The following is a 24,736-nucleotide window of genomic DNA, read 5'->3' on the forward strand; positions in this document are numbered from 1 at the left end:
TCATAGTACGGTCGGAATGAGAACGATCGTTTGAAGAGCGATAGATATTTGGGGGGCAGATGGCATCGAGACGCAGCACGCGCCGCCGCCGGGTGGTGCGGGCCGTGCTCGCGGCGCTGGCCGCACTGGCGGTCGCCGCGGCGGGCCTGGGCGGGCTGGTGGTCTGGCAGCACACCTACGACCTGCGCGAGGAGGCTGTGACGGTACGCCGGGACGGCCGGACCCTGGACGGCGTGCTGGCCCTGCCCGAACAGGGGAAGGGGCCCTTCCCGCTGGTGGTCTTCGTGCACGGGGACGGCCCCGTCGACGCCACCCACGACACCTTCTACCGGCCGATCTGGGAGTCCTTCGCTCGAGCCGGATACGCCTCGCTGTCCTGGAACAAGCCGGGCGTGGGCGGCTCGCCCGGAGACTGGCTCGACCAGTCCATGGACGACCGCGCCCAGGAGGCCGTCGACGCCATCGCCTGGGCCCGGCAGCGGCCGGACGTCGACAGCCGCCGGATCGGCCTGTGGGGCGCCAGCCAGGCCGGCTGGGTCCTGCCCAAGATCGCCGCCAAGAACCCCGGCATCCGCTTCGTCATCGCCGTCTCACCAGCCGTCAACTGGCACCGGCAAGGCCGCTACCACCTCCTCGCCGAGCTGCGCCGCGACGGCGCCTCCGACGCCGAGGTCGCCGCCGCCCTGCGCCGCCGCGAGACGGGCCTGGAACTCCTCGGGCGGGGCGCCCCGTACGAGGAGTACGTACGCGCCGTCGGCGATCCGCAGGGCATGACGGCCGCCCGCTGGAGGTTCGTCTCCAAGAACCACACCGCCGACGCGAGCGCCGACCTGCCGGCGCTGAGCGGGGTGCCCGTCCTGCTGGTGCTCGCCGGACACGACATGAACGTGGACACCGCCGACACCGAGGCCGCCTACCGGCGGCTGCTGCCGGGGCCCGCGCTGCGCGTCGGCCGCTACCCGGACGCCACGCACGGCCTGGTCAGGCAGGACGTCGAGAACTCCGCACTCCGCCTCACCCTGACCGCGCTGTGCGCGCCGAGGGCCCTGTTCGCCGAGGGCTTTCTGGAAGACCAGCGGCAGTTCCTGGCCTCCGTCGGCACCGAAGGACCGAAACGATGACCACCCGGCCCGGCCAGGAACCACGGCAGGGCCGTCGCCCGGGCGGCCGCGCCGCGGCGCCTCTCAGACGTCGACGCGCTCTGTGCGGGTCCCGGCCCGTCAGGAAGGCGCGCGCATCGACGGGGGCGTCTCGTTTCCGTGTCCGGATGGTGGAAGCGGGTCGCCGCTGAGCGGGCGTGCGGCCTAGGGTGGCCGGTGCAGCTGGTTCGCCCCGCCCTCCAGGCGGGATGCGTCGCAAGAGGGAACCCGGTGGGAATCCGGGACTGCCCCGCAGCGGTGAGCGGGAACGACCGCCGTCATACGCACTGGGACCGGACAACGGTCCTGGGAAGCGACGGCCAGTAGGTGCCCGCCGGGGAACCGGCAGGCGTGCCCGCGAGTCCGAAGACCTGCCCGTTGCCCGCACGCGGACGATTCCGTGTGCGGACATCCCGGTGACCTCGTGGGCGGGTCGGCGTACACAGCGAGCGGCACGTGCGGGCCTCCGTCCGCGGCGTCGGCCGCCCGTTCCGTCGTTCCTTCGCGTCCGCGTCCCGCTGCCGGGATGTTCCTGGACACATCTCGCGAAGGAGAGTTCCGTGACAGCCAAGCCCGCAGCCGCGGCAGCACGAGCCACCGTGTACGGGTACCCCCGCCAGGGTCAGAACCGCGAACTGAAGAAGGCCGTCGAGGGCTACTGGAAGGGCCGCGTCACTGCCGACGCCCTCCGGGAGACCGCGGCCGGCCTGCGGCGCTCGCACTGGCAGCAGCTGGCCGAGGACGGTATCCACGAAGTACCGACCGGTGATTTCTCGTACTACGACCACGTGCTGGACACCAGCGTCATGGTCGGCGCTGCTCCCGAGCGGCACCGCGGGGCGGTGGAAGCCGACGCCCTGGACGGATACTTCGCGATGGCCCGCGGCACGCAGGACGTGGCGCCGCTGGAGATGACCAAGTGGTTCGACACGAACTACCACTACCTGGTACCTGAGCTCGGCCCGGGCACCGTGTTCACCGCGAACTCCGTGAAGCAGGTGGCGGAACTGCGGGAGGCCGTCGCGCTCGGGTACACCGCCCGCCCGGTCCTCGTCGGTCCGATCACCTACCTGCTGCTGGCCAAGCCGGCTCCCGGAGTGTCAGCGGACTTCGAGCCGCTGACCCTGCTGGACCGGCTGCTCCCGGTCTACGCGCAGGTGCTCGCCGACCTGCACGCCGCCGGCGCCGAGTGGGTGCAGCTCGACGAGCCCGCCCTCGTCCAGGACCGCACCCCGGCCGATCTGAACGCAGCCGCCCGCGCCTATCGGGAGCTGGGCGCCGCCGCCGACCGGCCGAAGCTGCTGGTCGCCTCGTACTTCGGCAGGCTGGGCGAGGCCCTGCCCGTCCTGGCCGCGGCTCCGGTCGAGGGCCTGGCGCTCGACTTCACGGAAGCGGGAGCGGCCAACCTGGACGACCTTGCGGCGGTCGGTGGCCTGCCCGGCAAGAGGCTCGTCGCGGGCATCGTCAACGGCCGCAACATCTGGATCAACGACTTCCGGAAGTCCCTCGCCACCCTGGGCACGCTGCTCGGCCTCGCCGACCGGGTGGACGTCGCCGCCTCCTGCTCCCTGCTGCACGTTCCGCTGGACGCCGACGCCGAGCGCGACCTCGACCCGCAGGTCCGCCGCTGGCTCGCGTTCGCCCGGCAGAAGACCCGGGAGATCGCCGTTCTGGCCCGCGGGCTCGGCCGGGGCACGGACACGATCACCGCCGAACTCGCCGCGAACCGGGCCGACCTGGCCTCCCGCGCCGGATCCGCCCTCACCCACGACCCGGCCGTACGGGCCCGCACCGCGGCCGTCACGCACGCCGACGGGCGCCGCGGCCGGCCGTACGCCGAGCGGGCCGCCGCCCAGCGGGCGCACCTGCGCCTGCCGGTGCTGCCGACCACCACGATCGGCTCCTTCCCGCAGACCGACGAGCTGCGCGCGGCCCGCGCCGACCTGCGGGCCGGACGGATCGACACGGCGGGCTACGAGGCACGGATCAAGGGCGAGATCGAGGAGGTCGTCTCCTTCCAGGAGAAGACCGGCATCGACGTCTTGGTGCACGGCGAGCCCGAACGCAACGACATGGTCCAGTACTTCGCCGAGCAGCTCACCGGCTACCTGGCCACGCAGCACGGCTGGGTGCAGTCGTACGGCACGCGCTACGTCCGGCCTCCGGTGCTGGCGGGGGACATCTCGCGCCCCGAGCCCATGACGGTGCGCTGGACCTCGTACGCGCAGTCCCTGACGTCCAAGCCGGTCAAGGGGATGCTCACCGGGCCGGTCACGATGCTCGCCTGGTCCTTCGTACGGGACGACCAGCCGCTCGGGGACACCGCCCGCCAGGTGGCGCTCGCCCTGCGGGACGAGGTGAACGATCTGGAGGCCGCGGGGACGGCCGTGATCCAGGTGGACGAGCCGGCTCTCCGGGAAACCCTGCCGCTGCGGGCCGCCGACCGCGCCGACTACCTGGCCTGGGCCACCGAGGCGTTCCGGCTCACCACCAGCGGGGTCCGGCCGGACACCCAGATCCACACCCACATGTGCTACGCGGAGTTCGGCGACATCGTCCGGGCCATCGACGACCTCGACGCCGACGTCATCAGCCTGGAAGCCGCCCGCTCCCACATGCAGGTCGCGCGGGAACTCGCCGCCCACGGCTACCCCCGCGCGGCGGGCCCCGGCGTGTGGGACATCCACTCACCGCGCGTCCCCAGCGCCGGGGAGGCGGCCGGTCTGCTGCGGACAGGCCTGGAGGCCATCCCGGCCGAGCGGCTGTGGGTCAACCCCGACTGCGGCCTGAAGACCCGTGGCTGGACCGAGACCCGTGCCTCCCTGGAGAACCTGGTCGCCGCCGCCCGTGAGGTTCGAGCCGCTCTCGCCGGCGACGACGCCTGATCCGTACCACCCGGTGCCGGACACGGTTTCCGCGTCCGGCACCGGGCCGTCGAGCGCTGGGGCGGACATGGCTCCGAGGCCGGCGGGCGCAGCGCCGGTTGAGGGTGAGGACGGCCTCCCGGCCCTTGCGCTCCAGCAGGAAGTCCAGAGCCGCCGGCCGCGCGCCTGCCGTCGGAGCATGCGCATGGGGCCGCCGCTCACCCCCGGTCGTGGGCGACCGGGTACGGGATGAAGGTGCTGCTGTTCTCGTCGACCGCGAGCGGGCGGCCCAGCGGCGGGACCGCGCGCTGGGGGCAGTCCAGCCGTTCGCAGAGCCGGCAGCCCATGCCGATGGGTGTGGCTGCGGAGGCGTTGCCGAGGTCGAGGCCGTCGGAGTAGACGAGCCTGGGCGCGTGGCGGATCTCGCAGCCCAGGCCGATCGCGAAGGTCTTGCCGGGCTCGCCCCAGCCGCCGCGGTGGCGGGTGACGGCGCGGGCGGTCCACAGGTAGCGCTGCCCGTCGGGCATGGCGGCGACCTGGACGTGGATGCGGCCGGGCGCGGCGAAGGCCTCGTAGACGTTCCAGAGTGGGCAGGTGCCGCCGGCCCGGGAGAAGTGGAATCCGGTGGCGGACTGCCGCTTGGACATGTTCCCGGCCCGGTCCACGCGGACGAAGGAGAAGGGGACCCCGCGCAGCCTGGGGCGCTGCAGGGTGCTCAGGCGGTGGCAGACGGTCTCGTAGCCGATCCCGAAATGGTCGGTGAGCCGCTCGATGTCGTAACGGAACTCCTCGGCGGCCGTGTGGAAAGCACGGTACGGGAGGATCAGCGCGGCGGCGAAGTAGTTGGCGATGCCGATCCGCGCCAGGCCGTGGGCGGGGGAGCCCGGGTCGAAGTCCTCCGCGGCGAGCCGGTCCAGCTCGGCCCCGTGCTCCAGGAGAGCGAGATGGGTGGCCATCCGGAACGCCTGCTGGCCGGGCCGGAGCCGGCCGGACAGGTGCAGGACGCGGGTACGGCCGTCGAAGTGGTGGAGGCGGTCCGAGTCGGTGGCGAGGCGGATCCCGTGGTGCTCGGTGAGTCGCTGCGACAGCGCCCGCAGGACTTCCCCGGGGCGGACGCCCATCTCCCGGGCGAGCTCCTCGGCAGCGCCGTCGGTGTCGTGCAGGTAGTTCTGCCGCCGGTAGAAGAACTCGCGGATCTCCTCGTGCGGTGAGCGCGGCGCCGCCGGGCCGCCGTCCCGTCCGTCCGCGGTGTCCGCGAGCCGCTCCGCCAGCAGTTGGCTGCGCCGTCCCAGGTCCAGCAGGACAGCGGCCACCGCCGGCATCCGGGCGGCCAGTTCGGCCAGGTCCGAGGGGGAGACCCGGGCTTCGGCGACCTCGCTCGCCAGGGCCTCGCGCAGGTCGGCGACGAGGCGGCTGGTATCCCGCTCGGAGAAGAAGCCCGGGTCGACGCCGAAGGCCTCGGTAAGCCGCAGCAGAACAGGCACCGTGAGGGGGCGGGAGTCGTGCTCCATCTGGTTCAGGTAGCTGGGGGAGATGGCCAGGACCCGGGCCAGCTCGGCCTGGCTCATCCGGCGCTCCTCGCGCAGCCTCCGCAGCCGCGCACCCGCATACGTCTTGCCCACCCGCACCCCTCCGGCCTCGACCGGATCCAGGTTACGCACGGCCCCGCCGATTCCCGCCTTCGCAACCTTGGCAAAACGGCGGCAGAAGATTCGCAGAAGTTGGCACAGGTCCCTCATTGATGGCACTGCGTGCCGATGCCAGAGTCAGTCCTGCGGCCGCCGGACCCGGCAGCCGAGAGGGACACTCCGGGCGCGACTCATGGCCCTGACGTCGGATATCCCGGCAGTCCGCGCTCGGCTGACCTGCAGGATTGCTCAGTTCCGCCCCGGTGTCCGGCGGCTGCGACCCCGGTATGCGGCACAGAGTGCCATTTGCTCTTCCCGGTGGACGGGCCCGTTGGCAGACGAAGCGAATCACGGAGACGGTGACGGTGACGGTCATGGCAGACACGAACACGGCGGCAGCGGCCGAGCAGCTCAAGCAGCGGTGGGCCACCGACGCCCGCTGGGCGGGGATCGAGCGCACCTACACCGCCGAGGACGTCGTACGGCTCTCCGGCAGCGTCCGCGAGGAGCACACCCTCGCCCGGCGCGGAGCCGAGCGGCTGTGGCGCCAACTGCACGAGCTGGACTACGTCCACGCCCTCGGCGCCCTCACCGGCGGCCAGGCGGTCCAGCAGGTCCGCGCCGGCCTCCAGGCCGTCTACCTGTCCGGCTGGCAGGTCGCCGCCGACGCCAACCAGGCCGGCCACACCTACCCCGACCAGTCGCTCTACCCGGTCAACTCCGTTCCGCAGGTGGTCCGCCGGATCAACAACGCGCTGCTGCGCGCCGACCAGATCGCCACCGCCGAGGGCGGCACGGACACCACGGACTGGCTGGCGCCGATCGTCGCCGACGCCGAGGCCGGCTTCGGCGGCCCCCTGAACGCCTTCGAGCTGACCAAGGCGATGATCGCGGCCGGTGCGGCGGGCATCCACTACGAGGACCAGCTCGCCTCGGAGAAGAAGTGCGGCCACCTCGGAGGCAAGGTCCTCGTCCCGACCTCCCAGCACATCCGCACCCTCAACGCCGCCCGGCTCGCGGCCGACATCGCGGACACCCCGACCCTGATCATCGCCCGCACCGACGCCCTCGCCGCCAACCTCCTGACGAGCGACGTCGACGAGCGCGACGCGCAGTTCGCGACGGGCGAGCGCACGGCGGAGGGCTTCTACCGGGTGCAGAACGGCATGGCCCCGGTCATCGCCCGCGGCCTCGCCTACGCCCCGTACGCCGACCTCATCTGGGTGGAGACCGGCACGCCGGACCTCGCCCAGGCCCGCGAGTTCGCCGAGGCCGTCCACGCGCAGTACCCGGACCGGATGCTGGCCTACAACTGCTCGCCCTCCTTCAACTGGAAGGCCGCGCTGGACGACGGCCAGATCGCCACGTTCCAGCGCGAACTCGGCGCCATGGGCTACAAGTTCCAGTTCATCACCCTGGCCGGCTTCCACTCCCTCAACCACGGCATGTTCGACCTCGCCCGCGGCTACGCCGAACACGGCATGACCGCCTACGTCGACCTCCAGGAGCGGGAGTTCGCCGCCCGGCAGCACGGCTTCACCGCCGTGAAGCACCAGCGCGAGGTCGGCACCGGCTACTTCGACCTGGTCTCCACCGCCGTCAACCCGGCCTCCTCCACGACCGCCCTGACCGGCTCCACCGAGGAAGAGCAGTTCCACTGACCGACGCCGCCCCCGCACCCGCCGGCCGCGCCGGGCCGGAGGCCTACGTCCAGCGGGAGCCGGTCGACCGTCTCGTCCGGCTCCCGCCCCCCTCGTCAGGAGACCGTATGACCACCACCGCCACCACGCACCGGGTCCGGGTCCTCGCGGCACCGGGCGCCCGCCACGACGAGATCCTCACCCCGGAGGCGCTCGACTTCGTCGGCCGCCTCCACGCGGCCTTCGCCCACCGCCGCCTGGACCTCCTCAAGGAAAGGCGCAGGCGCAAGGACCGCCTCGTCTCGGGTACCCCGCTGGACTTCTCCGTCGCCACGGCCGCCGTCCGCGCCGACCCCGACTGGCGCGTGGCCCCGCCGGCCCCCGGCCTGGAGGACCGCCGGGTGGAGATCACCGGCCCGCCCGACCGCCGCATGACGGTCGACGCACTCAACTCCGGCGCGACGGCGTGGATGGCCGACTTCGCGGACGCCACCGCCCCCACCTGGAACAACGTCATCGACGGCCAGCTCAACCTGCTCGACGCCATCGAGCGCCGCATCGACTTCACCACCCCCGAAGGAAGGGAGTACCGCCTCGGGCAGGACCTCGCGACCATCGTCGTCCGTCCGCGCGGCTGGCACCTCCCCGAAGAACACCTGGAGATCGACGGGCGGCCCGTCCCCGCGTCCCTGGTCGACTTCGGCCTGTACTTCTTCCACTGCGCCCAACGCCAGCTCGACGCCGGACACGGCCCGTACTTCTACCTCCCCAAGCTGGAGAACGCCGGCGAGGCCCGCCTCTGGAACGATGTCTTCGTCCTCGCCCAGGCGCTCCTCGGCATCCCGCGCGGTACCGTCCGAGCCACCGTCCTGATCGAGACCGTCACCGCGGCCTTCGAGATGGAGGAGATCCTCCACGCGCTCCGGGAACACAGCGCGGGCCTCAACGCCGGCCGCCGGGACTACCTGTTCAGCATCATCAAGACCTTCGGCCACCGCACCGACTTCCAGCTCCCCGACCGCGCCCGGGTCACGATGACCGCCCCGTTCCTGCGCGCCTACACGGAGCTGCTGGTCCGCACCTGCCACCGGCGCGGCGCACACGCCATCGGCGGCATGGCCGCCCGCGTCCCGTCCAGGGACCCGGAGGCCGACGCAGCCGCCCTGGCCCAGGTGCGCCTGGACAAGGAACGCGAGGCCGAGGACGGCTTCGACGGCTCCTGGGTCGCCCACCCGGCACTCGTCCCCGTCTGCCGCGAAGTCTTCGACGCCGTTCTCGGGGACCGTCCCCACCAGCTCGACCGCACCCGCGAGGACGTCGCCGTGACCGCGGCGGAACTGCTCTCCGTCCGCCGCATCAGCGCGCCGCCCACGGCGGCCGGGGTCCGTGCCAACGTGGCCGTCTCGCTGCGCTACTTCGAGGCCTGGCTGCGCGGCCACGGGGCGGTCGCCCTCCACGGGCTGATGGAGGACGCGGCCACCGCCGAGATCGCCCGGGTCCAGCTCTGGCAGTGGCTGCGCCACCGGACCATCGACCGGGACGACCTGCTCACCGTGATCGGCGAGGAGTGCGACGCGCTCACCGCGGAACGCCCCCACGCACTCGTGGCCGAGGCCAGGGCCGTACTCGAACGGGCTGTGCTGGAGCGGGAGCTGCCGGCGTTCTTCACACCCGACGCCTACAGCCGCCACCTGGTCCGCCGCGCGGAGGTGCAGTCATGACAGGGACAGCCGCCATCCGGCGGGTCGGAGTCGTCGGGGGCGGGCAGATGGGCGCCGGCATCGCCGAGGTCTGCGCCCGCGCCGGACTCGACACCGTCGTCTGCGAGGCCGACGCAACCGCCGCCCGGGCCGCCCGCGAACGGGTCGCCGTCTCCCTGGAGCGCGCCGTCCAGCGCGGCAAGCTGGACCGGATCTCCGCCGAGGACGCCCTCGCCCGCCTGGCCTTCACCGGCAGCCTGGACGACCTCGCCGACCGGCAGCTCGTCATCGAAGCGGTGACCGAGAACGCCGACGTCAAGACGGAGACCTTCACGGCCCTGGACAAGATCGTCGCCGATCCGGAGGCCATCCTCGCGACGAACACCTCATCCCTGCCCGTCATGCGCCTGGGCATGGCCACGGCCCGCGCCGACCGGGTCGTGGGCCTGCACTTCTTCAACCCGGTCCCCGTCCTGCCGCTGGTGGAGGTCGTCTCCTCGCTCCATTCGTCCCAAGCCGCCCTGAAGGCGGTGGAAGTCCTCGCCCGGGACACCCTGGGCAAGACGGTGATCCGCTCCCGGGACCGGGCCGGCTTCGTCGTCAACGCCCTCCTCGTCCCCTACCTGCTCTCCGCGATCCGGATGGCCGAGTCCGGCTTCGCCACCGCAGTCGACGTCGACGCCGGCATGGAGCTCGGCTGCGCGCACCCGATGGGCCCGCTGAAACTCGCGGACCTCATCGGCCTGGACACCGTCGCGGCCATCGCGGAAGCCCTCTACGACGAGTTCAAGGAACCCTTCTACGCCCCGCCCCCGCTGCTGATGCGGATGGTGCAGGCAGGGCTGCTGGGCCGCAAGACCGGCCGCGGGTTCCACACCTACGACCGGGACTGCTGAGGGACCCGGTGGTGCCGCCGGGCACGAGGGGCCCGGCAGCGCGCGGTGAACGGGGTGCGGCGGAGTGGTGTCCGCCGCACCCCTCGCGTCGAGTCCCACGACGACGGGCCTCGCCGAGACGCCGCCCCCCCCGCCGTGCCGTCGCCCTTCGCAGGGGCCTGCCGTCGGGCACAGGCCGGGGCCGCGTCCGGGTACGTACGCGGCCCCGGGATCGAGCTGCCGGCCCTGCCGCCCCTGCCGGCCCTGCCGGTCCGAAGCGAGGACGCGGTCCGCGCAGCCGCCCACCTCCCCCGGCCCTCCGCTGCCCGCGTCCGTGCGTCAGCAGGGGCCCTTGTCCTGGCCCGTGCCGCACACCGGCCCGGAATCCGCGAAGGCCAGGACCAGGATGATCACCCAGGCCACCATGAGTACCGCAATACCGACGTGCAACAGCATCTCCGTACTGTCGCCCGCCCCTCTGGGGACCTCATCGCCGGTGTCCCCCTTGTCGCCGTTCTCGTCCACAACCCCCCCTGTCCGAGTACGCCGGGGAGGTACCCGCGCTGCACCGGGCGCAACCGGCCTGTGGCCGACGCGGTACGGACCCGTGAGCGGACGGAGACACCGTGCTCGGCCGGCCGGCTCCTGGCCCGCCACGCGGAACGCGCGCCGGCGGAGTCCCGTCCCGCCCTGCCATGGCTCGACCGCTTCCGGACGGTCCTGGCGGCGGCCTTCCGGGACCTGGAACTTCTGCGCACGACCGAACTGCCGCTGCGGTCGATCGCGGACCGGGTCGGGTACGCCGACGTACGGGCCCTGCGGCGGGAGGTCCGCGGCGGAGCGGGACGGGCACCGGGCTGAACCCACCGCCGCTGCGCTGCCCCAGCTCGGAGGCCGTCTTCTCACTTTCCGGGGAGGCGGCCTTTCCCGTGTTCCGGGCCGCTGCGGCCGCCGTGGGGGCCGCTAGCATGTTCGGACTGTCCACGAGCACGTCGCACACATGAACATCGGCTGACAATTGATATCCACGGTTTCGCGAGCGTTTTCCCGCGCAGACGGCGCAATCCGATCCGCTGCACGGGGCCGGCCCCGGGTCCTGCTCTGGGCCGCCGTGGGTGCGGTCGCCCTGGTGTTCCTCGTCGCGCTCGAGTTCGCCGCGCGCCGGTACGGCGAGGTCGGGCCGCTCACCGCCCAGGCCCGGGAGGTGCTCTTCGCCCCCCGGTCGGGGACGGTGCTGTACGCCGCGATGGCGCTGATGATGGTGGTGCTCACGTGGCGGCAGCGGTTTGCCGCCGTCGGCGCCGCGATCGCCGTGGACCTCGCCCTGTGGCTCGTGCGGGCGCAGCTCGGCGCCGAGCAGATGGCCGGCAGCGGCGCCCTGTGGGTGACCCTCGCCTTCGCCGTGATCGCCGTCACCCGCCGCACCGGCCGGGAGCGGATGCTGCTGCTGAAGGGCGTCGGCCTCGCCCTGCTGCTCGTGGCCGGCCGCAAGACCGGCTACACGTGGCTGCTGCTCACCTCGGAGACGCGGCCGATGGTCCTCGACCAGTACGTCGCCGCAGCCGACCACGCCCTCGGCAATCCGTCGTGGGTCGCGGGCCGGATCGTGGAGGCCACCGGCGCGGCCGGGGCGCACGTCCTGGACTGGGTGTACGTCCAGCTCGCCGTGGCCGCCGTCGCGGTGGCCCTGTACCAGCTGCGCAACGTCGCCGCCGAGCGCCGCTTCCCCCGCCACCACCTGGTGCGCAGCTTCCTCGTCATCGGGCTGCTCGGGCCGGGCATCTACATGGTGTACCCGGTCGTCGGGCCGATCTTCGCGTACGGCGCCGACGGCGGGCAGTGGGCCCTCGCGGACCTGTGGCCGAACACGCCCCCGCCGGTCGCGGTCCCCCAGCCGATGCCCTTCGACGGGTTCACCCCGCGCAACTGCATGCCCAGCCTCCACACGGCCTGGGCCACGGCCATCTTCATCCACTCGCGCAGGGCCCCGCGGGCGCTGCGCTACGCAGGAACGTTTTGGCTGGTCGCCACCCTCGGCGCCACGCTCGGCTTCGGCTACCACTACGGCGCGGACATCATCGCCGGCGTCGTGTTCACGGTCACGATCGAGACGGCACTGCGCGCCTACGACCGCGGCTGGGACCCGCAGGGCGTCCGCCTCGCCGTGTACGGCACCGCGGTGTTCGGCGCGCTGCTCGCCTCGTACCGCTTCCTGCCGGTGGAAATGGCCGGGCTGCCGTGGCTGTTCGGGCCGCTGCTCCTGCTGGCGACCGGCTCCGTGGTCTACGGGTACGTCCGCACGATCCGGCGCTGGGAGAGCCAGGACGCCCCGGTGCACCTGCCGGCGCCGCGGCGCGAGCCGCAGCCCGAGCCCCAGCCCGAACCGGTCTGACCAGCCCCGCGGCCGCCGGGGGAGCCCGGCGGCCCAGGGCTCGTACGTGCCGCTCCGCACGCTCTACCAGGGCCCGGCCGGCACCGGCGGCCGGTGCGGCCGGGTGAGCACGGCGACGGCGAGGGCGTGCAGCCCCTGGGCGCCGAACGGCGGGCACCCCTCGACGGCGTGGTAAGGCGTGGCGCCGAGCGCCCACAGGTCGTTGGCCGGGGTGGGGGCGCCGCGGACCGCGCCGCGCTGCTGCGGCGGAAAAGCTGCTGGTCGGCGCCGCGCCGGACACGGCCCGTGCCGCCCTGGCCGATGCGTTCGACGAGCCGGTACCGGCCGGCGACGAGTTCCGTGTTCTCTTCGGTCACGCGCGCGCTCCAGGACCGGATTCCGGCCGGTCTTGTGACGGTCCCACGACTCCCCGCCCGGCCGCCCGTAAAGCGGTTGCCCGCGGCCGGGCAGGCGGATCCAATGGCCGGCACGACCACCCCGGTGCCGCCCGCCGCGCCGCCGGGCCCGCACCGCCGCAGGGGAGACGCCGCCGATGCACACGCCACCGCCACCGCCGCCGCCCGGAGCCCGTCGCGCGGACGGCCCGCCCGTCCGCCTCGGCGCGCTCGTCCCGCTGACCCGGCCCGGTTGGACCGAGGCGGGCCGGCAGCTGCTCGCCGGGCTGGAGCTGGGCGTCCGGGACGTGAACGCCGCCGGCGGCATCGCCGGCCGGCCGCTGGAGCTCCTCGTCCGGGACACGGCGGCCGACCCCGTGCGGGCCGCGGCGGCCGTGGACGAGCTGGCAGGCCTCGGCGTCGCGGCGGTGGCGGGGGAGTACCACAGCGTGGCGGCCCGGGCGGCCGCTGCCCGGGCCGACGCCGCGGGCGTGCCGTTCCTCTGCTCGTCCGCGGTGCTCGACGAGCTCACCGACGGGCCCGCGCAGCAGGTCGCCCGTCTGGCACCGCCCCAGTCGCAGGGCTGGCGGACGTACGCCGACTTCCTCCTCGCCGCCGGGCGGCGGCGGATTGCCGTCGCATCCCAGCCGAGCGCCTACTGGGCCTCGGGGACGCGCATCCTGCGGGACCGCCTCGCCGCCGCGCGCGGCACCCTCCTCGCACTCGACGCGGACGCGCTCGCCCCCGGCGCCCTCTGCGACGCGCTCGCCGCGGACGGTGCCACGGCCCTGCTCCTGCTGGCCGGCCACCCGGAGCCTGCGGTGCCCGTCGTCCGGGCCGTCCGGGCCGACCGCCGCCTCGACGGCCTCCTGATCGGAGCCCCGGCCGGGCAGCCGGAGTTCGCCGGATGGGCCGCGGCGCTCGGCGCGGACGGCGCCGGGATCCCGTTCCTGCGCTACCTGCCCGACCGGCTCGGCCCGCTCGGCGAACGGGTCGCCGCGGAGCTGCGGGCCCGGCTGGGCGGAGCCCCGTCCTTCGTCGCCTTCGAAGGCTGGGACACCGCCGCCGTCCTCGCCGAGGCGCTGCGCACCCGCGGAACCGACCGGGCGGCTGTCGCCGGGGCGTGGCCGCACGTGTCGGTCGAGGGCACCCGGGGGCCGATCCGCTTCGCCCGCACCGCGGGCACCGGCGTGTGGCAGTGGGCGGGCGCGCCGGTCCAGGTCGCCGACCGGGACCCGGCGCGGCCCGACCGGTTCCGGGTCCGCCACCGCACCGGGTGAACCGGGCACCGGACCCGGAGGCGGCCTACACCCGCCGCCACAGTGCCGGCGTCGCCGGCGGCTCCCAGCCGACGGTCGCCAGGTGCGCCTGCAGGCACGAGTAGGCCGCGCCGCCGTACGAGACCCGGTCCCCGGCCCGGTAGGTGCGGCCGGGGGTCCAGGCGCCCGCGGGCGGCTGGGAGCCCGTGGGCGACGGGGAGGGGCCGCCCTGGTCCACGTCGAGGACGAAGTCGAAGGTGCCCTCGCGTCCCGGGCCGCTCTGGCGGACGTTCATCAGCAGCCGCGCGTCGAAGATCGCGTCCGTGGCGTTGCGCGGCTCGCCGGGGAAGTACAGCTGCGTGGTCAGCACCCGCCCGCCGGGGGCCTGCGCCTTGACGTGGATGTGCCGGGTGCGGCCCGGGTAGAGGCCGGGGACGACGGTGCGGAGGGTGAAGGCCCCGCGTGCGTCGGTGAACTGGTGGCCGCGGAAGCCGTACCCGGCGTTGTCGTACGCGCCGTTCACGTCGGCCTGCCAGAAGTCGAGCAGGGCGCCCGCCACGGGCAGGCAGCTCCGGCCGAAGACGAACCCCGACACGGTGAGCGGGACGCCCGGCGTCCCCGGCAGGACCAGCGAGGTGCGCTGCGGGGAGTTCGGCTTGAAGTACGGGCCCTCGGTCTGCGGGATCGTCGGCGCGTCGCCGTCGTCGCAGGCCGGGGTCGGGTCCAGCGTGGCGCCGGACGCGGCGCTGCGGTCCCGGGCCAGGGCTGCGCCGCCGCCGACCAGCAGCGGGGTGACGCCGGCCAGGGCGGCCGCCTTGAGCACCGACTTGCGGCTGACGGCCCGGCGCTGCGGGTCCCGGGCGTCCTTGCCCGGGTCTTCGGGAGTGGGCATGCGTCGACTCCTTCCGGTTGTGGGGGCTGCGGGCCGGAACCGTGCCGCGGTGGGGCGCGACAGCGCCGCGGGCGGCGGCAACCCGCCGGTTCCGGCGCCGCGCTGCCAACCTAGGGGCCGGAATCGGGCGCCGCGATGGACGGGATCCGGGGATCGTGGTGATTTCCTGCGAGCCCGGCCCGGAACCCGCCGGGGGTCAGGCCGGTCTCGCGCCGGAAGAAGCGGCAGAAGTAGGACGGGTCCGCGAATCCCGCCTGCTGAGCGACCTGGCGTACCGTCATGTCCGTGCCTGCCAGCAGCCGTTTGGCCTCCAGCGTCTGCGCCCGCCGGATCAGCCCGCCGGGGGTCAGGCCCGTCGCCTGCTTCACCGCGGCGTGCAAATGTCCCGTGGAGACACCGAGTTCGCGGGCGCAGGCAGCCACCGTCAGCTGCGCCCCGCCCGGCCGCGCGGTGATCCTTGCGAAGGCCTCGGCGAGGCTGTCCCCCCGGTCGGCGGGCACGGCCGGCGGCGCGCCCGCCTCGGCGGCACGCGCGGCCTCCACGACCAGGATGTGCAGGTAGGCGCGGAGCACGCCTGCGTATCCGGACCGCAGGGCGCGGTACTCCTCCTCCATCGCGTCGACCAGGCCGGCGATGCGCGAGGCGTGCGCCCCCAGCGGGACCGTGGGCCGGCCGGCGAGCCGGCGCAGTGCCCGGGCGTCCTCGGGGTGTCCGCCGAGGAAGTCCTCGTGGAAGAGGACGACCTGCCCCGCCAGTCCCTCGGCCCCCTCCCAGTGGTGCACCTGGCCGGGGGTGATCACGCACAGGACGGGCGGGGCGAGGGGTCCGGGCACGAGGTCGAGGACGTGCCTGCCGGCGCCGCCGGTGACGTGGGCGATCTCGTGGAAGGTGTGCCGGTGGGGGAATCCGGCACGGGAGAGCGGGCCGATCGCGTCGAAGGAGCCGACGGCGAACGGCAGCAGGTGGGGCTGGGGCACCTGGAGGCGGTGCAGGGGCAGTTCGGCGGCGCTTCGGCCGGTGGGCTTCATGGGTCCTCCCGCATCAGGCGTCACGGCAGTGTGCGCCACCCGCGCAGGATTGGTACAGACCACCAGCCCGGGATGCCTGGCGCCCCGGCCCCCGCACCGCCTCAGCGGTGGTAGACCGACGCCTCGGCGAACGGCCGCGCCGCCGATGCCGGGACGGCGAGGACCGCCACCCAGGACCCGTCCGTGAACTCGATGTCCATGCGCCCCGTCTGCGCCGTCCCGCGCGGGCCCGCCCGCAGTGCGGAGACGGCCTGCCGCGGCACCTCCCAGAACTCCCGCATGACGGGCGTGGACCGCCACAGCGGGGTGACGTCCGCCAGGGCGAACCAGCGCCGGTCCGTGACGGCGAGGACCCCGCCCGCCGAGCCGTGGGCGTTCGCCCGGCTGACGAGGAAGCGGCCGGCCGCGCTCTCCCACCCGCCCTCCATGCCCGCCCCGTGCGGCGTCCGCGAGCCCGCCGCGTCCGGCCGGCGGACTGCGGAGTCCCCTGCGGCGGCGGGGCGCGGGTGGTGCGCGTCGGCCGCCCTCGCGTGGACGAACTGGCGCAGGGGGCGCGGGATCCGTGCCTCGATGCGCCGGGAGAGCGCCGGGGGCTCCGGCGGCGCAAGGAGCGACTCGGGCGGGTACGGCACGCCCGGGTCGAGTTCGAAGGCGCAGGCGGCGACGAGCCGCTCGTCCTGCCGGAGGAAGTGCTGGGCCTGTTCGCGCGTCGCCTGGTTCAACGCGTGCGCTCCTGTTCCGTGCGGGTCCGTGAGGAGGCGAGCCGACGAGTGGCGGGGCTCTGCCGAAGATCATTCTGCCCCCGGGGGAACCACCGGTTCCGCGCGGGGTACCAGCCAGTAGCAAACCACGGGAAAACGGCCCCGACCGGCACACGGCCGGGTTTCGGACAGAAACGCAGGACTCAACCCGGTTGTACTGTCCGGATCATGACCTGCTGTCAAGTGCCGTGCACGGAGCCGCTAAGATTCCGGGCCGTTGTCCTATGATCATTCGCTTTCGATCGTTTGAGGGTTCTGATGGTTCGCGTGGGATCGTCGCCCGGTAGTCCAGGGGCCACCTCACCCGTCGTTTGGGCGCTTCCCGCCCTGGCGACCGCAGTTGCCGCGGCGATCGCCGTCGCAGCGGTCTCCGCACCCGCCCGCACGCCCGTCGCCTGGGTCGGCGCCGTCGCCTTCGCGGCGGTCGCCCTCGCCTGCGCCGTGGCCGCCAGGCGCAGCAGGGCCGTCGCCGTCCTGCGCGCCGCCGTCGCCGCACAGGAGGCGGCCCTCGCCCGGCAGCAGACCGAGACCGTCCGCCTGGCGCAGGAGCTCCTGCCGGACGTCGTCGAGCGCCTGCGCAAGGGAGAGTTCCCGGAGGAGGTGCTCGCCTCCCTGGAGGAGCCCGGCACCCACGGACCCGGACTCACCCCGGAGTTCCGCGCCGCCCACCAGGCCGTGCTGCGCTCCGTCCTGGAGGCCGTCGTCGCCGAGGAGGACCTGCGCGACTCCGCGCAGCGCGCCTTCGTCAACATCGCACGCCGCGTCCAGGCCATCGTCCACCAGCAGGCGCAGGAACTGCGCGACATGGAGGACCGCCACGGCCGCAGCCCCGACGTCTTCGGCGACCTCCTGCGCCTCGACCACGGCACCGCGCTCATCGGGCGCCTCGCCGACTCCATCGCCGTCCTCGGCGGCGCCCGCCCCGGCCGCCAGTGGTCCAAGGCCGTCCCGCTCTACAGCGTGCTCCGCGGCGCCATGTCCCGGATCATCGACTACCAGCGCGTGGAGCTCCACTCGGTCTCCCAGGTCGCCGTGGTCGGCCCGGCGGTCGAACCGCTCATCCACGCCCTCGCCGAGCTCCTCGACAACGCCACCCGCTACTCGCCGCCGCAGACCAAGGTCCACCTGACCGCCGTCGACGTGAACTCGGGCATCGCCGTCGAGATCGAGGACGGCGGCGTCAGCATGAGCGAGGAGGCCCGCAGGCGCGCCGAGCGGATGCTGCGCCAGGCACAGGAGGGCATCGACCTCGCCGACCTCGGCGAGACGCCCCGCCTGGGCCTCGCCGTCGTCGGCCGGCTCTCGCAGGCCTACGACTTCCAGGTCTCGCTGCGCGCGTCGGCGTACGGCGGCGTCCGCGCCGTCCTCGTCATCCCGCAGACCCTGATCACCGCCAGTGCCTCGGCGAGCGGCGTCGCCCACGGCATCGGCACCGCCTCCGGCCCCCGGGCCGCGCTGCCCGTCGGCGGGGCCGAGACCCTGCCCCCCGCCGCCCCCGAGGCGCTGCCCGCCGCGGTCGAGGACCGGTCCGCCGCCGGGGAGCACGCGGCGGCCTCCGACGACGCGCCCGCCGCGGTCCGCCCGCCGGCCGCAGGCCGCCCCGCGACCGGCCCCCGGCATCCCGAGGACGACGAGGTGCCCCTGGTCACCGAGCGGACCGCGACCGGCCTCCCGCAGCGCCGCCGCCGCACCCGCGCAGCGGCCCCGGACGAGACCGCCGCGGCCCCGTCCGCGGCGCCGGCCGCACCCGCCACGGCCGCCGCCGCACCCGAACCCGAACCCGGCATGTGGCTGGCCGCCTTCCAGGGCGGCCTCACCGGGGACAGCAGCAGCAAGACCGTCCCGAGCCGCCGTGCCGCAGCAAGCCCGAACACAGACGCCTCGCCGAACACGGCGAGCAAGGGGGAACAGCCATGAGTCAGCAGCAGAGCAACATGGACTGGATGCTCAAGGACCTGGCCGAAAGCGTTCCGCAGACCCGCCACGTCATCGTCCTGTCCGCCGACGGCCTGCGCATGGCCCAGTACGGCACGGAGACCGACACCGCCGACCGGCTCGCCGCCGCCTGCGCCGGACTCCAGAGCCTCGCCGGCGCCGTCGCCGCCGAACTCCCGCACAGCAGCGGCCGGATGCGGCTCGTCGTGATCGAGATGGACGGCGGGTTCTTCTACCTGATGGCGGCCGGCGCGGGCGCCTACCTGGCCGTCCTGGCCGACGAGGGAGTCGACGCAGGCCTGATGGGCCAGCGCATGCGCGACCTGGTCGCCCGTATCGGCGAGCACCTGAGCAGCCCGCCGCGGGCCGGAGACGCCTCCGGAGCCACCGCGCCCGGGGGAGGGCTGACCGCGTGAGCAACCCGGGCCGGGACTGGGAAGACGGCACTCCCGAGCGGCTCTACGTGATCACGGGTGGGCGGAGCGGACCGGTGTCCCCGGTCCCGCTCGACCTCGTCACCCTGATCATCGCCAAGTCGGGGCCCAGGCCCGGGATGCAACCCGAGCACGCAGCGATCATGAGGATGTGCAGGTCACCGCTGTCGGTGGCAGAGATCTCCGCGTACCTCGCGCTGCCGGTCAGCGTGGTCACCGTCCTGCTGGGCGACCTGGTCACCGCCGGCCACGTGCTCTCACGCCCGCCCGTCGCCCCCGCCAAACTCCCCGACCTGGCACTGATAGAGGCAGTCATCGATGGACTACGCAAGCTCTGAGCCGCCGCCCACGGCCCCCCACCGCGGTCATCCCCCGGCCGGCCCCCGGAGCGAGGACGCCCTCCCCGCCACGGCGGCGGCCGCCGTCAAGGTGGTCATCGTCGGCGGCTTCGGCGTCGGCAAGACGACCCTGGTCGGCTCCGTGAGCGAGATCCGCCCGCTCACCACCGAGGAGACGATGACGCAGGCAGGCGTCGGAGTCGACGACACGGCCGGAGTGGAGCGGAAGACCTCCACCACCGTGGCCATGGACTTCGGCCGCATCAGCATCAACGAGGAACTGGTGCTGTACCTCTTCGGCACCCCCGGACAGCAGCGCTTCTGGTTCCTGTGGCGCGGACTGTTCGAGGGCGCCCTCGGCGCGGTGGTCCTGGTCGACACCCGCCGGCTGGAGGTCAGCTTCGACGTCATCGGGCGCCTGGAGGAGCGCGGTGTGCCCTTCGTCGTCGCCGTCAACGCCTTCCCCGACGCGCCCGAGCACCCGCTGGAGGAGCTGCGCGCCGCGCTCGACCTGCCCGAGTCGGTCCCGCTCGTCGTCTGCGACGCCCGCCGCCGCGACTCCAGCCGCGACGTCCTCATGACGCTGATGCGCTACCTGCACTCCCTCGCCGCAACCCCGGAGGCCCGGTAGGCGCGCCCGTCCGGCCGGAAGGGCGCCGGTTCACGGCGGAGGCGTGTCCGGCGCCCCTATGATGCGAACATGCGTACGAACGAGGGGGAGGGGCGGCCCTCCCTGACGGCCGAACTGACCGGTGCCGAATTGCAGCGCTGGTACTGGACACTGGCCGAGCTCACCGCGCTCGCCCGGGCCATGGGGCTCTCCTCCGGCGGCGGCAAGGCCGCCGTGACCGCGCGGCTGGCCGCCGCACTCGACGGCCGCCCGGCCGCCGAACCGGTCCGGCCCGCCCCCCGCAGGGCGGGCCGGCAGCTCGCCGCGCCCGTCGACGGCCGTACGGCCATCCCGCCGGGCCAGCGGTGCAGCCAGGTCCTCAGGGAGTTCTTCACCCGCGAGATCGGGCCGTCCTTCCACTTCGACGCAGCCATGCGGGACTACATCGCCCAGGGAGCCGGCCGCACCCTCGCCGAGGCCGTCGCCCACTGGCACACCACCCGCACCGCCGCCGCCCGACCCCAGGAGATCGGCGGCCAGTTCGAGTTCAACCGCTTCCTGCGCGACTGGCACGCCCGCCACCCCGGCAGGCCCCGCGCCGAGGCCCTGGCCGCCTGGCGGGCCCACCGCTCCCGCCCCCGCAGCCGACCGTCCATACTGGCTGCCGTGAACAGCGAAGACGCCGCCGACCACATCCTGGCCCACCGGCAGGGGCGCACCGGGGTGGTCACCCTCAACCGCCCCCGGGCCCTGAACGCCCTCACACACCCCATGGTGCTGCGCATGGAGGAGGTCCTCCGCGCCTGGGCGGACGACCCGGAGGTGGAGCAGGTCCTCGTCCGCGGCGCCGGCGACCGCGGCCTGTGCGCGGGCGGCGACATCCGGGCCATCCACGACGACGCCAAGGCGGGCACCTCCGCCTCGGCCGCCTTCTGGCGCGACGAGTACCGGCTCAACGCGCTCATCGCCCGCTACCCCAAGCCGTACGTCGCCTTCATGGACGGCATCACCATGGGCGGCGGCGTCGGCGTGTCCGCCCACGGCAGCGTCCGCGTCGTCACCGAGCGCTCCCGCGTCGCCATGCCGGAGACCGGCATCGGCTTCGTCCCCGACGTGGGCGGCACCTGGCTGCTCTCCCGCGCCCCCGGCCGGCTCGGCACCCACCTCGCGCTCACCGGCTCGGCCGTCGGCGCCGCCGACGCGCTGCTGTGCGGCCTCGCCGACCACCACGTGCCCGCGGAACACCTCCCCGACCTGGCCGCCGCCCTCGCCGAGGCCCCCGCCCGCGAGGCCGTCGCGCGGTTCGCCACCGAACCCGCCCCGGGCGTCCTCGCCGCCCGGCGGCACTGGATCGACCGCTGCCACGCCGCCGACACCGTCGAGGAGACCCTCGACCGGCTCCTCGCCGAGGACGACCCGGCCGCGAAGGAGGCCGCCGAGGCGCTCCTCGCCAAGTCGCCGACCGCGCTGAAGGCCACCCTCGCCGCGATGCGCCGCACCGCCGCCCTCACCTCGCTGGAGGAGGCCCTCGCCCAGGAATACCGGGTCTCCTGCAACGCCCTGCGCTCACCCGACCTCGTCGAGGGCATCCGCGCCCAGGTCGTCGACAAGGACCGCACCCCGCGCTGGAACCCCGCCGCGCTCGCCGACGTGTCCGACGCCGACGTGGCCCGGTTCTTCGAGCCGCCCGCCGACGCGGCCGCGGCGGATCAGCGGTAGCCGGCGGTGTCCGCCGGCAGGCCCGGATCCTGCACCTCGACCAGGTACCGCCAGGCGTCCGGCCGGCTCCCGTCCAGGTCCGTGAACCCGTACACCCGGGCGAGCTGCCCGCTGGAGAGCGACTGCCCGTTCCAGCGGGCGGCCTCCGGGTCGGCGGCGAGCGCGGCGACCGCCCGGCCCACGTACGCGGGGCTCTCCGAGATCGCGAAGTGCGGGACCCGCTCCAGTGCGTCCCGCCAGTTCGCCTCGGTCACCCCGAAGGTGTCGAGCATCATCTCCGAGCGCAGCCAGCCCGGCGTCAGCGCGACCGCCGTCGCCCCGCGCGGGCCCAGCTCGTGCCCCAGCGCGAACGCCATCCGCAGCACCGCCGACTTCGCGATGTCGTAGAAGAACGACACGCGGTACCGGCTCGCGTTGTACTCGGCGGTCCCGTCCGTCATCTCCACCACCAGCCCGCCCGGCCGCCGCAGCAGCAGCGGCATCGCGAAGTGGCTGGTGATGGCGTGGGTGTCGACGGCGAGCCGCAGCAGCCGCAGCCCGTTGTCCAGGTCGTGGTCCCACACGGTGCCGTCCCACTCGAACAGCAGCTCGCCGCCCCAGATGTCGTTCACCAGCACGTCCAGGCGCCCCTGTTCGGCGTCGATCCGCCGGACCAGGGCCTCCACCTGCTCGGGCACCAGGTGGTCGGCGACGACCGCGATTCCCTTCCCGCCCGCCGCCGTGACCAGCTCCGCGGTCTCCTCCACCGTCTCCGGCCGGTCGTACTCCGAGCGCCGGCCGCGCGTGCTGCGCCCCGTCACGTACACCGTCGCGCCCTGCGCGCCCAGTTCGACCGCGATGCCGCGCCCCGCGCCCCGCGTCGCACCGGCGACCAGGGCGACCTTCCCGTCAAGCGTCTGCTGTGCCTGCGCCATGCCCCGACCCTATGCCGCCCCGCCCCATCCGGGGGGCACGACGTCCACGGCCACCGTGTGCAGGCCCGTCGCCCCGTCGGGCAGGACCGGGGCGCGGGCCGCCGTCTGCACGGCCCCCGTGCCGTCCACCGCCCGCACCTGGAGCGTGTGCCGCCCGGGGGATGCCTCCCACGGCCACGACCACAGCCGCCAGGTGTCCACCCCGTCCGCTGCGGCGAGCCGGGCCTGCTGCCAGGGGCCGCCGTCGACCCGCACCTCCACCCGGGAGATGCCGCGGTGCTGCGCCCACGCCACGCCGGCCACCGCGATCCGGCCCGCCACGGGCCGGGCGGACGGGCGGGGGGTGTCGATCCGGGACTGCGTCTTGACGGGCGCCCGCGCCGCCCAGGACCGGCGCACCCAGTACGCGTCGTACGCGGCGAACGTCGTCAGTCGCAGCTCCCGCAGCCACTTGCAGGCCGACACGTACCCGTACAGCCCCGGTACGACCATCCGGACGGGAAAGCCGTGCGCGAACGGCAGCGGCTCGCCGTTCATCCCGACGGCGAGGAGCGCCTCCCGGCCGTCCATGACGGTCTCGACCGGCGTGCCCAGCGTCATCCCGTCCACCGACCGCGCCACCAGCTGGTCGGCGGGACCGCCCTCCGACGGGGGCCGTACGCCGGCCTCGCGCAGCAGGTCGGCCAGGCGGACGCCGAGCCAGCGGGCGTTGCCCGCGTACGGGCCGCCGACCTCGTTCGACACGCACGTCAGGGTGATGTCGTGCTCCACGAGCGGACGTTGCAGCAGCTCGCGCAGGTCCAGTTCCAGCGGGCGGGCGACGCCCTCGCCGTGGATCCGCAGCCGCCACGCGCCCGCGTCCACCCGCGGCACCACCAGGGCGGTGTCCACCCGGTAGAACTCCCGGTTCGGGGTGAAGAACCGGGACGCCCCCGGCACCCGGGGGTCGACGCCGGGCGGAACCGGCGGCGCGGGCACCGCGGCCGGCGGCAGGACCAGCGCGGCCCGGGAGGCCGTGGCCTCGGCCGAGCCGTGCGCGCCGAGCCGGCGGCCGGCGTACCCGGCGACCGCCGAGGCGGCGAGGACGCCCGCCGCGAGCCGCCCGAAGCGGCGCCGGTCCATCGCCCGCGCACCGCCGGGCGGCGCACCCGCGGGACCGGGCCGGCGCAGGGCGCGGACGAGCCCGTAGAGCACCGCAGCGGCGGCGAGGGCCCCCGCCGCCGACGGCAGCGCGTCCTGCCAGGAGGCCCCCGGCCGGCCCAGGGCGGCCGCCGCCCCCAGGAGCCCGACGCCCGCGGCGGCGGCCGCGCCCGCCCGCGGGCGGTGCGCGGCGAGCACGCCGGCCGCCGCGGCGACCGCGGCGAGGACGAGCAGGATCCCGGCGGCCAGCAGCGGCTTGTCGGCGGTCCCGAACGTGCGGACCGCCCACTCCTTCACCGCCGCCGGGGCGAGGTCGACGAGCGTGCCTCCCACCGCGGCCACGGGGGCCGCCTCGGGGGCGGACCGCCGCCGCGGCCAGCTCCGCCGCGGCCAGGCCCGCGCACGCCGCGAGCAGCCCGCAGGCGGCGCCCCCGAGGAGGAGGCGCCGCCGCCCGGATACCGTCTTCCCGCCCGCCATGTGCAGTCCGTCCGCCGACCGGCCACCCGACGCTTCCAGTGTCCCGCCGCGCGCTCCCTCCGGCGGCTCACACGCGCGGGTTGCCCTCCGCCGCGACGCGCTCGGCCGCCTGCCGGGCCACCGTCTCCAGCCGGTCCTCCGCGTCCGGTCCGCGGCCCTCGGCCGGGCCGGACAGGCGCGCGGCGAGCCCGCCGCGCTTGCGGAGCTCCACCACCCCGTCCGTCAGCAGCTCGACCGGATCGCCGGGCTGCGGCACGCCCGGCACCCGCCCGGCGCCCTCCCGGGACGGGTCCGGCACCCGCTCACCGGCGGCAGGCGGGGCCGGCGGCGGCGCGGCGGCCTCCCGGCCCTCGGCGGCCGGTGCCCCCTGCGCGGGGCCCTCCTGCCCGGACCGGCCGGGCCGCTCGTGTCCGGTGTGGGACATGCTCGCTGCACTCCTGCTCGTGTCATGCCGTCACGGCGTCGGAAGGGGCGGCCGCCGGATCCCCCGGCGGCCGCCCCTGTTCGCTTCCGGGACAGTGAAGCGAGTGCCCGCCCCGTGCGGCGGGCGGATGCCGGGTTCTCCCTCCCCGGAGGAGCCCAATTCCCCCGAACGGGTGAAGCCGGTGCGGGTGTG

Annotated in this window: 19 protein-coding genes, 2 pseudogenes and 1 riboswitch; of the genes and pseudogenes, 14 read left to right on the forward strand and 7 right to left on the reverse strand. The window is 74.8% G+C overall.

All coding sequences use genetic code 11. The annotated features are described in order from the left end of the window. The first annotated feature begins 59 nt into the window (after window positions 1-59). Both C0216_RS11535 and metE read left to right on the forward strand, forming a co-directional pair. Window positions 60-1,121, forward strand: a complete 1,062-nt coding sequence (locus C0216_RS11535; RefSeq protein ID WP_114055185.1) for an alpha/beta hydrolase family protein — start codon at window positions 60-62, stop codon at window positions 1,119-1,121. Between the two features lie 198 nt (window positions 1,122-1,319). Then, a riboswitch (cobalamin riboswitch) is annotated at window positions 1,320-1,520 on the forward strand. A 179-nt stretch (window positions 1,521-1,699) separates the two neighbouring features. Next, window positions 1,700-4,024 (forward strand): 5-methyltetrahydropteroyltriglutamate--homocysteine S-methyltransferase, encoded by a 2,325-nt coding sequence (gene metE, locus C0216_RS11540; protein ID WP_114055186.1) that lies wholly within the window; start codon window positions 1,700-1,702, stop codon window positions 4,022-4,024. 197 nt (window positions 4,025-4,221) lie between these two features. Here the strand turns inward: metE and C0216_RS11545 are convergent, their stop codons facing one another. Next, complete coding sequence (locus C0216_RS11545) at window positions 4,222-5,625, reverse strand: short-chain fatty acyl-CoA regulator family protein (protein ID WP_114055187.1); 1,404 nt, start codon at window positions 5,623-5,625, stop codon at window positions 4,222-4,224. A gap of 380 nt (window positions 5,626-6,005) precedes the next feature. Here C0216_RS11545 and aceA point away from each other — a divergent pair, with 380 nt between their 5' ends. The 6 genes from aceA (at window position 6,006) to C0216_RS11580 (ending at window position 13,892) form a co-directional block, all read left to right on the forward strand. Continuing rightward, window positions 6,006-7,292: an isocitrate lyase gene (aceA, locus tag C0216_RS11550; protein ID WP_114058604.1), complete on the forward strand. Its 1,287-nt coding sequence runs from the start codon at window positions 6,006-6,008 to the stop codon at window positions 7,290-7,292. A 107-nt stretch (window positions 7,293-7,399) separates the two neighbouring features. Next, window positions 7,400-8,992, forward strand: coding sequence for a malate synthase A (aceB, locus tag C0216_RS11555; RefSeq protein WP_114055188.1), 1,593 nt, complete (start codon window positions 7,400-7,402; stop codon window positions 8,990-8,992). After that, a complete protein-coding gene (locus tag C0216_RS11560; RefSeq protein WP_114055189.1) occupies window positions 8,989-9,867 on the forward strand; it encodes a 3-hydroxybutyryl-CoA dehydrogenase in 879 nt (292 codons plus the stop codon). Before aceB ends, C0216_RS11560 begins: the two co-directional genes overlap by 4 nt. Window positions 9,868-10,431: 564 nt before the next feature. Beyond that, window positions 10,432-10,707 (forward strand): hypothetical protein, encoded by a 276-nt coding sequence (locus tag C0216_RS11570; protein WP_114055191.1) that lies wholly within the window; start codon window positions 10,432-10,434, stop codon window positions 10,705-10,707. A gap of 202 nt (window positions 10,708-10,909) precedes the next feature. After that, the gene (locus tag C0216_RS11575) at window positions 10,910-12,238 is read left to right on the forward strand and encodes a phosphatase PAP2 family protein (protein ID WP_428985485.1); all 1,329 of its coding nucleotides are present in this window, start codon (window positions 10,910-10,912) and stop codon (window positions 12,236-12,238) included. 532 nt (window positions 12,239-12,770) lie between these two features. Beyond that, window positions 12,771-13,892, forward strand: a complete 1,122-nt coding sequence (locus tag C0216_RS11580; protein WP_114055192.1) for an ABC transporter substrate-binding protein — start codon at window positions 12,771-12,773, stop codon at window positions 13,890-13,892. A 25-nt stretch (window positions 13,893-13,917) separates the two neighbouring features. Here C0216_RS11580 and C0216_RS11585 read toward each other — a convergent pair whose 3' ends face one another. The 3 genes from C0216_RS11585 to C0216_RS11595 form a co-directional block, all read right to left on the reverse strand. Beyond that, the gene (locus tag C0216_RS11585) at window positions 13,918-14,763 is read right to left on the reverse strand and encodes a carbohydrate-binding protein (RefSeq protein ID WP_114055193.1); all 846 of its coding nucleotides are present in this window, start codon (window positions 14,761-14,763) and stop codon (window positions 13,918-13,920) included. Between the two features lie 110 nt (window positions 14,764-14,873). Beyond that, window positions 14,874-15,791 (reverse strand): helix-turn-helix transcriptional regulator, encoded by a 918-nt coding sequence (locus C0216_RS11590; protein ID WP_114055194.1) that lies wholly within the window; start codon window positions 15,789-15,791, stop codon window positions 14,874-14,876. 101 nt (window positions 15,792-15,892) lie between these two features. After that, window positions 15,893-16,513 (reverse strand): hypothetical protein, encoded by a 621-nt coding sequence (locus C0216_RS11595; protein WP_114055195.1) that lies wholly within the window; start codon window positions 16,511-16,513, stop codon window positions 15,893-15,895. Window positions 16,514-16,810: 297 nt separating this feature from the next. Between C0216_RS11595 and C0216_RS11600 the strand changes: the two genes are divergently transcribed. The 6 genes and pseudogenes from C0216_RS11600 to C0216_RS11620 all read left to right on the forward strand — a co-directional run bounded on the left by C0216_RS11600 (window position 16,811) and on the right by C0216_RS11620 (window position 21,588). Continuing rightward, window positions 16,811-18,469: a sensor histidine kinase gene (locus tag C0216_RS11600; protein WP_114055196.1), complete on the forward strand. Its 1,659-nt coding sequence runs from the start codon at window positions 16,811-16,813 to the stop codon at window positions 18,467-18,469. Beyond that, on the forward strand, window positions 18,466-18,903 hold the full coding sequence (locus C0216_RS11605) for a roadblock/LC7 domain-containing protein (protein WP_114055197.1): 438 nt from the start codon (window positions 18,466-18,468) through the stop codon (window positions 18,901-18,903). The genes C0216_RS11600 and C0216_RS11605 overlap by 4 nt, the downstream gene beginning before the upstream one ends. Further along, a complete protein-coding gene (locus C0216_RS11610; RefSeq protein ID WP_114055198.1) occupies window positions 18,900-19,259 on the forward strand; it encodes a DUF742 domain-containing protein in 360 nt (119 codons plus the stop codon). Before C0216_RS11605 ends, C0216_RS11610 begins: the two co-directional genes overlap by 4 nt. Beyond that, entirely contained in the window at window positions 19,240-19,890 is a 651-nt protein-coding gene (locus C0216_RS11615; protein ID WP_114055199.1) for a GTP-binding protein, read from the forward strand. Before C0216_RS11610 ends, C0216_RS11615 begins: the two co-directional genes overlap by 20 nt. 69 nt (window positions 19,891-19,959) lie before the next feature. After that, window positions 19,960-20,307, forward strand: a pseudogene (locus C0216_RS34970) (DUF6434 domain-containing protein); the annotation flags it as partial. Between the two features lie 255 nt (window positions 20,308-20,562). Further along, window positions 20,563-21,588, forward strand: coding sequence for an enoyl-CoA hydratase/isomerase family protein (locus C0216_RS11620; RefSeq protein ID WP_428985486.1), 1,026 nt, complete (start codon window positions 20,563-20,565; stop codon window positions 21,586-21,588). Here the strand turns inward: C0216_RS11620 and C0216_RS11625 are convergent. The 3 genes and pseudogenes from C0216_RS11625 to C0216_RS11635 form a co-directional block, all read right to left on the reverse strand. Next, entirely contained in the window at window positions 21,579-22,502 is a 924-nt protein-coding gene (locus C0216_RS11625) for an SDR family oxidoreductase (protein WP_114055200.1), read from the reverse strand. The genes C0216_RS11620 and C0216_RS11625 overlap by 10 nt on opposite strands. A gap of 9 nt (window positions 22,503-22,511) precedes the next feature. Beyond that, window positions 22,512-24,120 (reverse strand): annotated as a pseudogene (locus tag C0216_RS11630) (molybdopterin-dependent oxidoreductase). 67 nt (window positions 24,121-24,187) lie between these two features. Next, the gene (locus tag C0216_RS11635; protein WP_114055201.1) at window positions 24,188-24,544 is read right to left on the reverse strand and encodes a hypothetical protein; all 357 of its coding nucleotides are present in this window, start codon (window positions 24,542-24,544) and stop codon (window positions 24,188-24,190) included. Between the last annotated feature and the right edge of the window lie 192 nt (window positions 24,545-24,736).

The sequence above is a fragment of the Streptomyces globosus genome (assembly GCF_003325375.1).
Classification (GTDB): domain Bacteria; phylum Actinomycetota; class Actinomycetes; order Streptomycetales; family Streptomycetaceae; genus Streptomyces; species Streptomyces globosus_A.